This is a genomic window from Modestobacter sp. I12A-02662, from assembly GCF_041028325.1.
GTDB lineage: Bacteria > Actinomycetota > Actinomycetes > Mycobacteriales > Geodermatophilaceae > Modestobacter.
Window position 1 is genome coordinate 138,460 of sequence record NZ_JABGDE010000004.1, and the last position, 14,463, is coordinate 152,922.

11 protein-coding genes are annotated in these 14,463 nt (G+C 74.6%); 4 read left to right on the top strand and 7 right to left on the bottom strand.

Annotation, left to right across the window (positions count from 1 at the left end; all coding sequences use genetic code 11):
• The first annotated feature begins 18 nt into the window (after positions 1-18).
• The 3 genes from HL189_RS05750 to HL189_RS05760 are packed head-to-tail and all read left to right on the top strand — an operon-like array spanning position 19 to position 2,458.
• A complete protein-coding gene (locus HL189_RS05750; protein WP_369132751.1) occupies positions 19-1,641 on the top strand; it encodes an acyl-CoA carboxylase subunit beta in 1,623 nt (540 codons plus the stop codon).
• On the top strand, positions 1,638-1,853 hold the full coding sequence (locus tag HL189_RS05755; protein WP_369132752.1) for an acyl-CoA carboxylase subunit epsilon: 216 nt from the start codon (positions 1,638-1,640) through the stop codon (positions 1,851-1,853). The genes HL189_RS05750 and HL189_RS05755 overlap by 4 nt, the downstream gene beginning before the upstream one ends.
• Positions 1,850-2,458 (top strand): nucleoside triphosphate pyrophosphatase, encoded by a 609-nt coding sequence (locus tag HL189_RS05760; protein WP_369132753.1) that lies wholly within the window; start codon positions 1,850-1,852, stop codon positions 2,456-2,458. The genes HL189_RS05755 and HL189_RS05760 overlap by 4 nt, the downstream gene beginning before the upstream one ends.
• 25 nt (positions 2,459-2,483) lie before the next feature.
• Here HL189_RS05760 and HL189_RS05765 read toward each other — a convergent pair whose 3' ends face one another.
• Positions 2,484-3,200 (bottom strand): methyltransferase domain-containing protein, encoded by a 717-nt coding sequence (locus tag HL189_RS05765; protein ID WP_369132754.1) that lies wholly within the window; start codon positions 3,198-3,200, stop codon positions 2,484-2,486.
• A gap of 144 nt (positions 3,201-3,344) precedes the next feature.
• On the opposite strand from HL189_RS05765, the gene HL189_RS05770 reads away from it, so the two are divergent.
• Positions 3,345-5,105 carry a biotin carboxylase N-terminal domain-containing protein gene (locus tag HL189_RS05770; RefSeq protein WP_369132755.1) on the top strand — a complete coding sequence of 587 codons (1,761 nt, stop codon included), beginning with the start codon at positions 3,345-3,347 and terminating at the stop codon, positions 5,103-5,105.
• Positions 5,106-5,120: 15 nt separating this feature from the next.
• On the opposite strand, the gene HL189_RS05775 is transcribed toward HL189_RS05770, so the two are convergent.
• The 6 genes from HL189_RS05775 to HL189_RS05800 all read right to left on the bottom strand — a co-directional run bounded on the left by HL189_RS05775 (position 5,121) and on the right by HL189_RS05800 (position 14,376).
• Positions 5,121-6,530 (bottom strand): NAD(P)H-quinone dehydrogenase, encoded by a 1,410-nt coding sequence (locus tag HL189_RS05775; protein ID WP_369132756.1) that lies wholly within the window; start codon positions 6,528-6,530, stop codon positions 5,121-5,123.
• Positions 6,531-6,745: 215 nt separating this feature from the next.
• The gene (gene meaB, locus HL189_RS05780; RefSeq protein ID WP_369132757.1) at positions 6,746-7,774 is read right to left on the bottom strand and encodes a methylmalonyl Co-A mutase-associated GTPase MeaB; all 1,029 of its coding nucleotides are present in this window, start codon (positions 7,772-7,774) and stop codon (positions 6,746-6,748) included.
• Positions 7,771-9,981 carry a methylmalonyl-CoA mutase gene (scpA, locus tag HL189_RS05785; protein WP_369132758.1) on the bottom strand — a complete coding sequence of 737 codons (2,211 nt, stop codon included), beginning with the start codon at positions 9,979-9,981 and terminating at the stop codon, positions 7,771-7,773. The genes meaB and scpA overlap by 4 nt, the downstream gene beginning before the upstream one ends.
• Positions 9,978-11,915 (bottom strand): methylmalonyl-CoA mutase subunit beta, encoded by a 1,938-nt coding sequence (locus HL189_RS05790; RefSeq protein WP_369132759.1) that lies wholly within the window; start codon positions 11,913-11,915, stop codon positions 9,978-9,980. The genes scpA and HL189_RS05790 overlap by 4 nt, the downstream gene beginning before the upstream one ends.
• A 56-nt stretch (positions 11,916-11,971) precedes the next feature.
• Entirely contained in the window at positions 11,972-13,213 is a 1,242-nt protein-coding gene (locus tag HL189_RS05795; RefSeq protein WP_369132760.1) for an amidohydrolase, read from the bottom strand.
• A 20-nt stretch (positions 13,214-13,233) separates the two neighbouring features.
• Complete coding sequence (locus tag HL189_RS05800; RefSeq protein WP_369132761.1) at positions 13,234-14,376, bottom strand: glutamate--cysteine ligase; 1,143 nt, start codon at positions 14,374-14,376, stop codon at positions 13,234-13,236.
• Between the last annotated feature and the right edge of the window lie 87 nt (positions 14,377-14,463).

Below are 14,463 nucleotides of genomic sequence, written 5' to 3' on the forward strand. Positions count from 1 at the left end.
TCACTACGCTACGGACCCGTGAGCGCCGCCGAACCGGAGAGCACCGGGGACCACGTCCCCGGCGACCTGCACACGACCGCGGGCAAGCTCGCCGACCTCGAGCAGCGGGTGCGGGAGGCCGCGCACGCCGGCTCCGCGCGCGCGGTGGAGAAGCAGCACGCCGCCGGGAAGATGACCGCCCGCGAGCGGATCGAGGCCCTGCTGGACCCGGGCTCGTTCACCGAGCTCGACGAGTTCGCCCGGCACCGGTCCACCAACTTCGGGATGGACGCCAACCGCCCGTTCGGCGACGGCGTGGTGACCGGGCACGGCACGGTCGACGGCCGCCCGGTGTGCGTCTTCTCCCAGGACGTCACGGTGTTCGGCGGCAGCCTCGGCGAGGTCTACGGCGAGAAGATCGTCAAGGTGCTCGACCTGGCCATGCGCACCGGCTGCCCGATCATCGGGATCAACGAGGGCGGCGGCGCACGCATCCAGGAGGGCGTGGTCTCCCTCGGCCTGTACGCCGAGATCTTCCGGCGCAACGTGCACGCCTCGGGCGTCGTCCCCCAGATCTCCCTGGTGATGGGCCCGGCCGCCGGGGGGCACGTCTACTCCCCCGCGCTCACCGACTTCATCGTGATGGTCGACAGGACCAGCCAGATGTTCATCACCGGGCCCGACGTGGTGAAGACGGTGACCGGCGAGGACGTCACCCTCGAGGAGCTGGGCGGCGCCCGGACCCACAACACCAAGTCCGGCGTCGCGCACCACCTCGCCGAGGACGAGGCCGACGCGCTGGACTACGTCAAGGCGCTGCTGTCCTACCTGCCCAGCAACAACCTCGACCCGCTGCCGGTCGCCGAGACCGACCCGGTGGACGTCGCGCTGCCCGACGCGCTCACCGAGACCGACCTCGAGCTGGACACCTTCGTCCCGGACTCGGCGAACACCCCGTACGACATGCACACGGTCATCACGCACGTGCTCGACGACGGCGAGTTCCTCGAGGTGCAGGCGCTGTGGGGGCCGAACATCCTGACCGGCTTCGGCCGGGTGGAGGGCCGCCCGGTCGGTGTCGTCGCGAACCAGCCCACCCAGTTCGCCGGCACGCTGGACATCGACGCCAGCGAGAAGGCCGCGCGGTTCGTCCGCACCTGCGACGCCTTCAACATCCCGGTGCTCACCTTCGTCGACGTCCCCGGTTTCCTCCCGGGGACGTCGCAGGAGTGGGACGGCATCATCCGCCGCGGGGCGAAGCTGATCTACGCCTACGCCGAGGCCACCGTCCCGCTGATCACCGTGATCACCCGCAAGGCCTACGGCGGCGCGTACGACGTCATGGGGTCCAAGCACCTCGGCGCGGACGTGAACCTGGCCTGGCCCACCGCGCAGATCGCGGTCATGGGCGCCCAGGGCGCGGTCGGCATCCTGTACCGCAAGGAGCTCGCGGCCGCCGAGGACCCGGAGGCCCGCCGCGCCGAGCTGATCACCGAGTACGAGGACGCGCTCCTGTCGCCCTACCTCGCCGCCGACCGCGGGTACGTCGACGCGGTGATCCCCCCGTCGCACACCCGGGTCCACGTGGTGCGCGCCCTGCGCCTGCTGGCCAACAAGCGCCAGACCCTCCCTCCGAAGAAGCACGGGAACATCCCCCTGTGACCGGACCGCAGACCCCGCTGCTGCGGGTGGTGAAGGGTGAGCCCACCGCCGAGGAGCTCGCCGCGCTGACCGTCGTCATGGCGGCGCTGTCCCGGCCGCGGCCGCCCCGCCGCCCGACGCCGGTCGGCGCGTGGGGGTCCCCGGCGGCGCTGCTGCGGGCGCCGCTGCGGCCCGGTCCCGGCGGCTGGGCCGCGTCCGGGCGGACGGCGTGACCGCCGCCCGCCGGCTGGTGCTGGCCTCGCAGTCCCCGGCCCGCCTGCAGCTGATGCGCCAGGCCGGGCTGAACCCCGTGGTGGTGGTCAGCGGTGTCGACGAGGACGCCGTCACCGCTCCGCGGGTCGGCGAGCTGGTCGCGCTGCTCGCCGCCGCCAAGGCCGCGGCCGTGGCCGAGCAGGAGACCGACGCGCTGGTCGTCGCCGCCGACTCGCTCCTGGAGTTCCGCGGCCGGCCGCTGGGCAAGCCGGCCGACGCCGCCGACGCCCGGCTGCGCTGGCAGCGGATGAGCGGGCGCAGCGGCGTCCTGCACACCGGCCAGGCGGTGTTCGACGTCCGGGACGGCGCGGTCGCCCGGCGCGACGTCGGCGTCTCCTCCACCGTCGTGCACTTCGCCGAGCCCACGCCCGCGGAGATCGAGGCCTACCTGGCCACCGGTGAGCCGCTCGCGGTCGCCGGCGCCTTCACCCTCGACGGGCTGGGCGCCCCGTTCGTCCGCCGGGTGGAGGGCGACCCGTCGGCGGTCATCGGGCTGTCCCTGCCGATGCTGCGCACCCAGCTGGCCCGGGTGGGGACGTCGCTCACCGAGCTCTGGGCCCGCTGACCCGACCCGGTGGGGCCCGGATCGCTCAGGTGCGGACCAGGTCGTGCACCAGGGCGCCGGACAGCAACCGGTTGGTCTCCAGCTGCCGCTCCAGACCGGCCGCCCAGGCCGGGACTGAGCGGACCCCGCTGGGGTAGATGAACATCCGCCGGCGGTCCACCAGGGTCCAGCCCTGCTGCCGTGCCCGGCGCAGGAAGTCGCGGGCGGCGAACGTGCGCTCCCCCGTGGTCAGCACGTGGTACGCCCACACGTACGGGTGCACCCGGTTGGGCTCCATCGCGTACCAGCGCCCGTCCACCGCGGTGGCGGCGTGGACCGCGGCGACCACCCGGTCGAGGTCCACGACGTGGTGCAGGGAGTCCACGCTGATCACCAGTCCGGCCGAGCCGGAGGGCACGACCTGGTCGAGCTCCTCGCCCGGGGCGGACTCGAACCGGACGTTCCGCAGCCCGGCGGCGGCGGCCCGCTCGCGGGCGAACTCGACGTAGTTGGGCAGCGGCTCCACCCCGAGGAACGACCGGTCGGGGTGCACGGTCGCCAGCCGGCGCAGCAGGGTGCCCGTGCCGCAGCCGAGCTCGACGACCTGCCCCGGGACGCGGGCGACGACGCGCCGGAAGTACTCGGCCCGGCGGCGGGCCATGTGCCCGGCGGCCCGGAGGTCGTCATAGCGCTCGGGCTCGTCGTCGAAGGAGGCGTTGAGCGGCCTCTCGGGCCCGCCGGCCGCGGTGCGGTGCCCTGTCACCGGCCCAACGTAGCGCCCGGGACACCGCCCCACCGACCCCTCGGGACGGCCCCGGCCCCCGGGCTCCGGACCCCACCAGGGCGCTGCTGCCGGCCACCTGCCCGCTGACTACAGTCCGAGCGTCCACACGGAGGGAGAGCGTCGGTGCAGAAGGTCCTCATCGCCAACCGCGGGGAGATCGCGGTGCGGGTGGCGCGCGCCTGCCGGGACGCCGGGCTGACCAGCGTCGCCGTGTACGCCGAGCCCGACCGGGACGCCCTCCACGTGCGGATGGCGGACGAGGCGTTCGCGCTGGGCGGAACCACCCCCGGGGACTCGTACCTGGTGATCGAGAAGGTCCTCGACGCCGCACGCAGGTCCGGTGCCGACGCGGTGCACCCCGGCTACGGCTTCCTCTCCGAGAACTCCTCCTTCGCCCAGGCCGTCCTCGATGCCGGGTTCACCTGGATCGGCCCGTCGCCCCGGTCGATCCTCGACCTCGGCGACAAGGTCGCCGCCCGGCACATCGCCACCAGGGCCGGCGCTCCGCTGGTCCCCGGCACCACGGACCCGGTCGCCGACGCCGACGAGGTGGTCGCGTTCGCCCGGGAGCACGGGCTGCCGGTGGCCATCAAGGCCGCGTTCGGCGGTGGCGGGCGCGGGCTCAAGGTGGCCCGCACGCTGGAGGAGATCCCGGAGCTGTTCGACTCCGCCGTCCGCGAGGCGGTCTCCGCCTTCGGCCGCGGCGAGTGCTTCGTGGAGCGGTTCCTCGACGAGCCCCGGCACGTCGAGGCGCAGGTGCTGGCCGACACGCACGGCAACGTCGTCGTCGTCGGCACCCGGGACTGCTCGCTGCAGCGCCGCAACCAGAAGCTCGTCGAGGAGGCGCCCGCGCCGTTCCTCACCGACGAGCAGCGGGCCCGGATCCACGAGTCGGCCAAGGCCATCTGCCGGGAGGCCGGCTACTCCGGTGCGGGGACCGTCGAGTACCTGGTCGGCACCGACGGGTCGATCTCCTTCCTCGAGGTCAACACCCGGCTGCAGGTCGAGCACCCGGTGACCGAGGAGACCAGCGGCATCGACCTGGTGCGGCAGCAGTTCCGGATCGCCGACGGGCTGCCCCTGGAGATCACGGAGGACCCCGCCCCCCGCGGGCACAGCATCGAGTTCCGGATCAACGCCGAGGACGCCGGGCGCGACTTCATGCCCGCCCCCGGCCCGGTCACCCGGCTGGAGATCCCGCAGGGCCCCGGCGTGCGCTGGGACTCCGGGGTCGCGACCGGCGGCGAGGTCGCCGGCGCCTTCGACTCGATGCTGGCCAAGCTCATCGTCACCGGTGCCACCCGCGAGGAGGCCCTGCAGCGGGCCCGGCGGGCGCTGGACGAGCTGGTCGTCGAGGGCATGCCGACGGTGGTCCCGTTCCACCGGGCGGTCGTCCGCGACGAGGCGTTCACCACCGAGCCGTTCACGGTGCACACCCGGTGGATCGAGACCGAGTGGGACAACCAGGTGCCGCCCTCCACCGCGGCGGCCCCGCACGGGGAGGAGGAGCCGCCGCGGCAGACCGTCGTCGTCGAGGTCGGCGGCCGGCGGCTGGAGGTGTCCCTGCCCGCCGGGCTCGCCGCCGGCGGCGGTGCACCGGCGAACGCCGGCGGGCCGAAGCCGCGCCGGCGCCGCGGCGGCCACGGCGGCGCGGCCGCGTCCGGGGACGCGCTCACCTCGCCGATGCAGGGCACCATCGTCAAGGTCGCGGTGTCCGACGGCGCGACCGTCGCCGCCGGGGACCTCGTCGTCGTGCTGGAGGCGATGAAGATGGAGCAGCCGATCGTCGCCCACAAGGCGGGCACGGTCTCCGGGCTGTCCGCCGAGGTGGGCGCCTCGATCTCCAGCGGCGCGACGATCTGCACGATCGCCGACGCGGGATAGCGCCGGGGCCCTCCGTCAGCTGTGCTCGTCCTCGATGCCCATGAGCCGCCGGCCGGCCTCGGTGATCGAGCCGGACAGCGACGGGTAGATCGCGAAGGTGTTGGCCAGGTCGGCAGCGGTGAGGCCCTTGGTGACCGCGAGGGTGATCGGCAGGATCAGCTCCGACGCGTTGGGGGCCACGACGACACCGCCGATGACGACGTCGGTGGAGCGCCGGCAGTAGAGCTTCACGAACCCGTCGTGCAGGTCGCCCATCTTGGCCCGCGCGTTCGTGGCCAGCGGCAGCCGGACGACCTCGACGTCGGCACCCTCGGTGAGCGCCTTCTCCTGCACCCCGACCGTGGCGATCTCCGGGTGGGTGAAGACGTTCGCGCACACCGTCTTCAGCCGGATCGGGGCCACCGCCTCGCCCAGCGCGTGCCACATCGCGATCCGGCCCTGCATGGCGGCGACCGAGGCCAGCTGGAAGACGCCGGTGACGTCGCCCGCGGCGTAGATGCCCGGCGTGGTGGTACGGGAGACCCGGTCCACGACGACGTGGCCGGACCCGCTGACCTCCACACCGCACGCCTCCAGGTTGAGGCCGGCGGTGTTGGGCACCGTGCCGACCGTCATCAGGGCGTGCGACCCCTCGACGACGCGGCCGTCGGTGAGCTCCACCCGGACGCCCTTCTCGGTGCGCACCACCTTGTCCGCGCGGCTGCGCTCGGCGATCCGCCCGCCGCGGGACTGGAACACCTGCTCCACGACGGCGGCGGCGTCGGCGTCCTCCCCGGGCAGCACCTGGTCGCGGGAGGAGACCAGGGTGACCGGGACGCCGGCCTCCAGGTACCCCGAGGCGAACTCCGCGCCGGTGACCCCGGACCCGACGACGATGAGGTGCTCGGGCATCTCGTCCAGCTCGTAGACGTCCCGCCAGGAGAGGATCCGCTCGCCGTCGGGCTCGGCGCCGGGCAGCACGCGGGGGTCGGCGCCGGTGGCGATGAGGACGACGTCGCCCTCCAGCTCCTCGGTGACCCCGCCGTCGCCGTCCAGCACGTCGACCCGGTGCGTGGCCAGCCCGCGGGCGTCGTCGGCCAGCCGGGCCTGCCCGCGGATGATCCGCACGCCCTCGTTCTCCAGCCGGGCGTGGATGTCCGAGGACTGGGCGACGGCCAGGCCCTTGATCCGCTGGTTCACCGCGGCCAGGTCGAGGCACACGGTCTCCGGGTCGGTGCCGCGCAGGCCGAGGACCTTGGAGTCGCGGACCGAGGTCATGGCGCCGGCGGAGGCGATGAAGGTCTTGGAGGGCACGCAGTCGGTGAGCACGCTGGCCCCACCGATCCCGTCGCGCTCGACCACGGTGACGTCGGCCCCGAGCTGGGCGGCGACCAGCGCGGCCTCGTAGCCGGCGGGACCGCCCCCGATGATGACGATGCGGGTCATGACTCCGGCTCTCCCACTGCTGTGACGACGATGCCGCCCCAGTGTCCCTGGTCCGGGCCGTCGCCGAGCAACCGACTCGGCGGTGACCGTTCCCGCGATCACGGAGTTCGGGACGTGACGTCCCGCCCGCGATCATGGAGTTCGGGAACCGACACCCCGGACGTCGACGGTGAGTCGCTTCCCGAACTCCATGATCGCCGGGGAAGGCAAGAGCGTCAGTCCCCGGCGGTGAAGAAGGCGTCCAGCAGCCGGCGGGCCGCGAGCGCCGGGGTGAGCTCGCCGGTCAGCACCTCGCGCTCGAGCTGCGGGGTGGCCGCCCGGACGGCGGGGTGGTCGCGCAGCCGGTGCTCCAGCTCGTCGCGCACCAGCTGCCAGACCCAGCGGACCTGCTGCTCACGGCGCCGCGCCCCCAGGGCCCCCGACGCCCGCATCCGGTCCTGGTGCTCGACGACCGCCGCCCACACCTGGTCCAGCCCCTGCCCGGTCAGCCCGGCGCAGGTGAGCACCGGGACGTCCCAGTCCCCGCCGTGACCGCGCAGCATCCGCATCGCCCCGCCCAGCTCCCGGGCCGCGCGGCGGGCGTCGACCTCGCCGGGCCCGTCGGCCTTGTTCACCGCGATGACGTCGACGATCTCCAGGATCCCGCGCTTGATCCCCTGCAGCTGGTCGCCGGTGCGGGCCAGGGTGAGGAACAGGAACGAGTCGACCATCGCCGCGACGGCGACCTCGGACTGGCCGACGCCGACGGTCTCCACCAGGACGACGTCGTAGCCGGCCGCCTCCACCACGACCATCGACTCCCGGGTCGCCTGGGCCACCCCGCCGAGCGTCCCGGCCGTCGGGGCGGGGCGGATGAACGCGTCCGGGTCCACCGCCAGCCGGGACATCCGCGTCTTGTCGCCGAGGATCGACCCGCCGGAGCGGGTGGACGACGGGTCGACGGCGAGCACCGCGACGCGCGAGCCGGCCGCGGTGAGCGAGGTGCCGAGCGAGTCGATGAAGGTGGACTTCCCGACCCCGGGCACCCCGCTGATCCCGATCCGGCGGGCGTTGCCGGCGTGCGGCAGCAGCGCGACCAGCAGCTCCTGCGCCCGCTCCCGGTGGTCGGCCCGGCGGGACTCGACGAGCGTGATCGCCCGCGCCACCGCGCGCCGGTCCCCGGCGAGCACCCCCTCGGTGAGCGCCTCGACGTCCGGTCCCCCGCTCCCCGAGCGGCCAAAGTCGCGACTTTGGCCGCCCGTCATGCGTGGCCGAGGCGCTCGGACAGCGTGCGCAGCAGCCCCTGCGCGGCCTCGGCGATGACCGTGCCGGGCAGGAACACCGCGGTGGCGCCCATCTCCTTCAGCGTCGGCACGTCGTCGGGCGGGATGACCCCGCCGACCACCACCACCACGTCGTCGGCACCCAGCTCGGCCAGGGCGTCGCGCAGTGCCGGCACCAGGGTGAGGTGGCCGGCCGCCAGCGAGGAGACCCCCACGACGTGCACGTCGGCCTCGACCGCCTGCCTGGCGACCTCTTCAGGGGTCTGGAACAGCGGGCCCACGTCGACGTCGAAGCCGAGGTCTGCGAAGGCCGTGGCGATCACCTTCTGGCCGCGGTCGTGCCCGTCCTGGCCCATCTTGGCGACCAGGATCCGCGGCCGGCGGCCCTCGGCCTCCTCGAACGCCGCCGCCATCCGGCGGGTCTCCTCCACCGGCCCGGAGTCGCCTGCCTCGTCGCGGTACACACCGGCGATGGTGCGCACCTGGCCGGCGTGCCGCCCCCACACGGTCTCCAGCGCGTCGGAGATCTCCCCGACGGTGGCCTTCGCCCGGGCCGCGTCGACGGCGAGCTTGAGCAGGTTGGCATCCAGGTCGCTCCCCCGCCGTCCCTCCGCGGCCGCACGCGCGGCGTCCGTGAGCCGGCGCAGGGCGTCCTCCACCGCGCGGGGGTCCCGCGAGGCCCGCAGCTCGGCGAGCTTGGCCTTCTGCTGGGCCAGCACGTCGGCGTTGTCGACCCGCAGCACGTCCAACGCCTCGTCGGCGGCGACCCGGTACTTGTTCACCCCGATGACCGGCTGGCGACCGGAGTCGATCCGGGCCTGGGTGCGGGCCGCGGCCTCCTCGATGCGCAGCTTCGGGATGCCGTCGTCGATCGCCTGCGCCATGCCGCCGTGCTCGGCGACCTCCTCGATGTGCCCCCACGCCCGGCGGGCCAGGTCGTAGGTCAGCTTCTCCACGTAGGCCGAACCGCCCCACGGGTCGATGACCCGCGTCGTCCCCGACTCCTGCTGCAGCAGCAGCTGGGTGTTGCGGGCGATCCGCGCGGAGAAGTCGGTGGGCAGCGCGAGCGCCTCGTCCAGGGCGTTGGTGTGCAGCGACTGGGTGTGCCCCTGGGTGGCCGCCATCGCCTCCAGGCAGGTGCGGACGACGTTGTTGTAGACGTCCTGGGCGGTCAGCGACCACCCGGACGTCTGGCAGTGGGTGCGCAGCGACAGCGACTTCGGGTCCTTCGCGCCCTCGGCCTTCACCAGCCGGGCCCACAGCAGCCGCGCCGCCCGGAGCTTCGCGACCTCCATGAAGAAGTTCATGCCGATGCCCCAGAAGAACGACAGGCGGGGCGCGAAGGCGTCGACGTCCATCCCCGCCGCGGTGCCGGCCTTCAGGTACTCCACCCCGTCGGCCAGGGTGTAGGCCAGCTCGAGGTCGGCCGTCGCCCCGGCCTCCTGGATGTGGTACCCGGAGATGGAGATCGAGTTGAACCGCGGCATCTCCTGCGAGGTGAACGCGAAGATGTCGCTGATGATCTGCATCGAGGGCTTCGGCGGGTAGATGTAGGTGTTGCGGACCATGAACTCCTTGAGGATGTCGTTCTGGATGGTCCCGGTCAGCCGCGCGGGCGCGACGCCCTGCTCCTCCGCGGCGACGACGTAGAGCGCCAGCACCGGCAGCACGGCGCCGTTCATGGTCATCGAGACGCTCATCCGGTCCAGCGGGATGCCGTCGAACAGCTGGCGCATGTCCAGGATCGAGTCGATCGCCACGCCGGCCATGCCCACGTCGCCGACCACGCGCGGGTGGTCGGAGTCGTAGCCCCGGTGGGTGGGCAGGTCGAAGGCGACCGAGAGCCCCTTCTGCCCGGCGGCGAGGTTGCGCCGGTAGAAGGCGTTGGACGCAGCTGCCGTGGAGAACCCGGCGTACTGCCGGACGGTCCACGGCTGCGTGGTGTACATCGTCGGGTAGGGCCCGCGCAGGTACGGCGCGATGCCCGGGTAGGTGGCCAGGAAGTCGACGTCGGCCAGGTCGGCCGGCGTGTACAGCGGGGGGACGGCGATGCCCTCCGGCGTCTCCCAGGTGGCCTCGGCGACGCCGCGGCCGGTGGCCTCCTCGTACGCCTTCGCCCAGTCGTCCGCGGTGGCCGCAGCCGCCGGCGGGCCGAGCTCCAGGCTCCCGAAGTCGGGGATCCCGCTCATGCCTGCTCCTCCTCCGAGCGGCCATGTTGGCCAACATGGCCGATTCCTAGCTGCTCGTGCACCGTCCGCAGGACCGCGAGGGCGTCGCATCCGGCGTACACGTGACCGTCGACGCCGTCCACCCCCAGCGACGGCTTCCCGGCCAGCCACACCTGGGTGGCACCGGCCGCCCGCAGCTCCGCCACGACCTCCGCCGCGGACTCGGCGTAGTCGGCGTCGGCGCCGCACAGGCAGGCCACCGTCGTACCCGCCGCAGCGAGCCCTGAAGCGCCGTCGCCGGTGGGGGTCAGCAGCCCGCCGGCCTGGAACAGGCCGGCCGCGAAGCCCGCCCGGGCGGTGTGCCGGGCCACCGGGCCGAGCGTGGCCAGGTAGACCGCCGGACGCGGGGAGGCGGCCTCGGCCCGGCCGCGGAGTTCCTCGAAGGCCGCGGCGGCGCGCACCCGGGGCAGTCCCCCGGACGGCGGCGGCGCCGCCGGGCGCCGCTCGGGCAGCACCTCGGCGGGGTTGGGGAACTCGCTGACGCCGGTCACCGCCTCGCGGCGGTGGGCGATCCGCTCGGACCGCTCGGCCCAGGCGGCGCCGATCCGGCGGCCCACCAGCCCGGAGGAGAGCGCGGCGGCCAGCCCGCCGGCCCGCTCGATCTCGGTGAACCAGGACCAGGCGGCCTGGGCCAGCTCCTCGGTGAGCGACTCCGCGTACCAGGACCCGCCGGCCGGGTCGACGACGCGGGCGAGGTGCCCCTCCTCGAGCAGCAGGCTCTGGGTGTTGCGGGCGATCCGCCGGGCGAAGGCGTCCGGCAGCCCCAGCGCGGCGTCGAACGGCTGCACGGTGACGACGTCGGCCCCGCCCACCCCCGCGGCGAAGCAGGCGACCGTCGTCCGCAGCATGTTGACCCACGGGTCGTGCCGGGTGGTCATCACCGAGGAGGTGACCGCGTGCTGCCGTTGCGCCCGCGCCGCGGGCGCGGCGCCGCTGGCGCCGGCCACCCGGTCCCACAGCCGGCGCGCGGCCCGCAGGGTGGCGATCGTGGTGAACTGGTCGTCGCCGACGGCGAAGCGGAACTCCAGCTGGCCGAACGCCTCGTCCACGCTCAGGCCCTGTCGCCCGTCCGCGGAGTCGGTGAGCGCGCGCAGGTAGGCGACCCCGGCGGCCAGCGCGCAGCCGAGCTCCTCCACCGCCGTGGCGCCCGCGTCGGAGAAGACGGTGGCGTCGACCACGACGGTCCGCCAGCCCGCGGGCGCGCGGCGGGCCAGGTCGGCCAGACCGGTCAGGTCCTGCTCCGCCCCGGTCGCCGCCTGCACCCCCAGCGGGTCCAGCCCCAGGCAGCCGCCCGGGGCGAGGTCGGTGCGGCCCTCGACCAGGGCCAGGAACGCCTCCGCCGCCGCGACGCCCCCGGAGAGCGTCACCGGGGCGAGGTCCAGGTAGACGTCCGCGAGCACCTCGCCGAGCGCGTCCACCGGCAGCGCGCCGTCGCCGAGGACCAGCCACAGCGAGGAGACGCCGTTGTCCAGGTCGGCGGCGATCGCCTCCCGGGTGACCGCGACGTCGGGGTCGGCGTGCCGCTGCCGGACGTCCCAGCCGCCGGGGACGTCGGCGTCCGCCCCGCCGGCCGCGGTCGTCCCCGCCGCGCCGGCCCGCGCGCCGCGGACGAACGGCGGCAGCCCGGGCACGCCGACCGCCGTCGGCAGGCTCCCGGCGTCCTCGGCGGTGTAGAGCGGCGCGACCGTCACCCCGGTGGCGACGGTGCGGCGCAACGCCTCCTCGACCGGTTCGGGCAGCTCCGTGCGGCCGGCCTTGCGCAGCACGCCGGCCACCAGCTGCCGCCACTCGTCCCGGGTCGCCGGCGGGAACTCCGCGGCGAGCGAGAGCTGGACGGGGGCCTCCGGCTCGGCCGGGGGTGGGCCCTCGGGGTGACCGGTCTCGGTGGAACGCATCGTCGGTTCCCGCCTCTCAGGTCCTGATGAGCGCGTCAGGACAGGTCTACAGGCTCCTACCGTCCGGCGGTGCCGGCGGGTAGCGCGGCATCGGCGGCGAGCGCGTGCAGCGCGGTGCGGGCCAGCAGCCGCAGCCCGACGCCGATCGCCCGCTCGTCGACGTCGAAGGTCCCCCGGTGCAGGTCCAACGGCTCTCCCGAGCCGTGCGTGCCCAGCCGGGCCAGCGCGATGGGCAGCGCCTCGGCGAACCAGCCGAAGTCCTCCCCGCCCATGCTCTGCGGCGAGAGCTCCACGCCCTCGCTGCCGACCGTCTCCAGCGCGGCCGAGCGCATCAGCCCGACGCTGCGCGGGTCGTTGACCACCGGCGGCACCCCGCGCACGTACTCGATGTCGACCCCGGCGCCCGACGTCCGGGCCACCTCGGTGACCAGCCGGCGGACGAGCTCCTCCGCGTCGCTCCACACCGACCGGTCCAGCACCCGCAGCGTGCCGCGCAGCGTGCCGGTCTGCGGGATCGCGTTCGGGGCGACGCCCGCGCTCACCGAGCCCCACACCAGCGACACGCCGGAGCGGGGGTCGACCACCCGGGACAGCAGGCCGGGCACCTCGGTGACCACCCGGCCCAGCGCGTGCACGAGGTCGACGGTGAGCTGGGGCCGCGCGGTGTGCCCGCCCGGGCCGGTGAGGCTCACCTCGACCCGGTCGCACGCGGCGGTGATCGCACCGGTCCGCAGCCCGACCTTGCCGACCTGCACCGAGGGGTCGCAGTGCAGCGCGAACGCCCGCGAGGCACCGGCCAGCACGCCCTCCTCGAGGACCAGCAGCCCGCCCCCGGGCACCCGCTCCTCCGCGGGCTGGAAGACGCAGCGGACCGTGCCGGGCAGGTCGTCGAGCGACGCGAGGGCCAGCGCCACGCCCAGCAGCACCGTGGTGTGCACGTCGTGGCCGCAGGCGTGGCAGAGGCCCTCGCGGGTGGAGGCGTAGGGGACGTCCTTGAGGTCGGCGAGCGGCAGGGCGTCGATGTCGGCGCGCAGCACCACGACCGGCCCGCCGTCCAGCCCGCCCCGGCCGACGTCGCACACCAGCCCGGTGCCGGACTCCAGCCGGCGCGGCTGCAACCCGACGGCGGTGAGCCGCCGCTCGAGGTAGCCGGTCGTCTCGTGCTCGGCGAAGCCCAGCTCCGGGTGCGCGTGCAGGTGCCGGCGCACCGCGACCAGCTCCGGCTGGTGCGCCCGCGACCAGGCGTCCACCGCCCGGCCCGCCGCCTCCACGGCCGCGCCCGGCTCCTCCCGCGTCATCCCGCCACTCCTGTCGTCGATCATGCTCGGCGCGGCAGCCCGGAGCGCATCTCCGCGACCAGGCTGTCGACCACCGGCCGCAGGTCGCCGCCGTGCGCCGCGGCGACCGCCCGCTGCCGCTGGTAGCTGGCCCCTCCGGCGAGCACCCGCTCGACGTCGGCCAGCTCGGCCTCGCAGCCCAGTTTGCGCGCGAACGGGGCGAGCTCCTCGGCCAGGTCCGCGATCGCCTGCCGGACCGGCCGGACGGTGCCCTTGTCGTCGACGACGATGTCGGCGTCCAGCCCGTGGCGGGTGGCCCGCCACTTGTTCTCACGCAGCACCCAGCCGACCGGGGTGGGCAGCGTGTAGCCGCGGTCGATCTCCTGGTCGAGCTTCTCCACCAGGCACTGCGCCATCGCGGCCACCACCCCGATCTCGTCCAGCGTGGGCAGCCCGTCGCAGATCCGCAGCTCGACGGTCCCGAAGTCCGGGTGCGGCCGGATGTCCCACCACACCTCGCGGACGCTCTCGATGGCGCCGGCGGTGATCAGGGTCTCCATGTACTCCTCGAACGCCGGCCAGTCGGCCAGCTGGTACGGCAGACCGGCGGTGGGCAGGCCCTCGAAGACCTTGGTCCGGGCCGACGCCAGGCCGGTGTCGCAGCCGGACCAGTAGGGCGAGGACGCCGACAGCGCCAGGAAGTGGGGGATGTACTGGGTGAGGGCGTTGACGATGGGGAACGCCTTGTCCCCGGACCGGACGCCGACGTGCACGTGGACGCCGAAGATCTGCATGCGGCGGGCCATCCACTGCATCCGCTCCATGAGCTGGACGTACCGCTCCTTGGGCGAGACCTCCTGGGAGCGCCAGCGGGTGAACGGGTGGGAGCCCGCGCACATCAGGTCGAGCCCGCGCGCGTCCGCCGCGGCGGCCACCTCGGCGACGGTGCCCGCGAGGTCGGCCTTCGCCTCGGCGACCGTCGAGCAGATGCCGGTGATCACCTCGACGGTCGACTGGAGCAGCTCGTGCTTGGCCTTGGGGTGCTCGTCGAGCCCCTCGGGGGTGATGGCGGCGAGCACCTCGACGGCGCCGGCGGTGAGCTCGCGGGTGCCCCGGTCGACCAGCTGCAGCTCCCACTCCACGCCGAGGCTCGCCCGCTCGGAGGAGTGGAACGGGATCTTCATTGCGGGGAGTCTAGGGACGCCGGAGCCCCCTCGCCGGTCGATGACCAGGGCTCTTCCGGGCCGCCGGTCCGCGGGGGCGCCGCTGGG

Bases quoted from the DNA above. Each gene is read 5' to 3' on its own strand.
- HL189_RS05775 (WP_369132756.1), bottom strand. From the start codon at position 6,530: ATGACCCGCATCGTCATCATCGGGGGCGGTCCCGCCGGCTACGAGGCC.
- HL189_RS05795 (WP_369132760.1), bottom strand. From the start codon at position 13,213: ATGACGCGGGAGGAGCCGGGCGCGGCCGTGGAGGCGGCGGGCCGGGCG.
- meaB (WP_369132757.1), bottom strand. From the start codon at position 7,774: ATGACGGGCGGCCAAAGTCGCGACTTTGGCCGCTCGGGGAGCGGGGGA.
- scpA (WP_369132758.1), bottom strand. From the start codon at position 9,981: ATGAGCGGGATCCCCGACTTCGGGAGCCTGGAGCTCGGCCCGCCGGCG.
- HL189_RS05790 (WP_369132759.1), bottom strand. From the start codon at position 11,915: ATGCGTTCCACCGAGACCGGTCACCCCGAGGGCCCACCCCCGGCCGAG.
- HL189_RS05800 (WP_369132761.1), bottom strand. From the start codon at position 14,376: ATGAAGATCCCGTTCCACTCCTCCGAGCGGGCGAGCCTCGGCGTGGAG.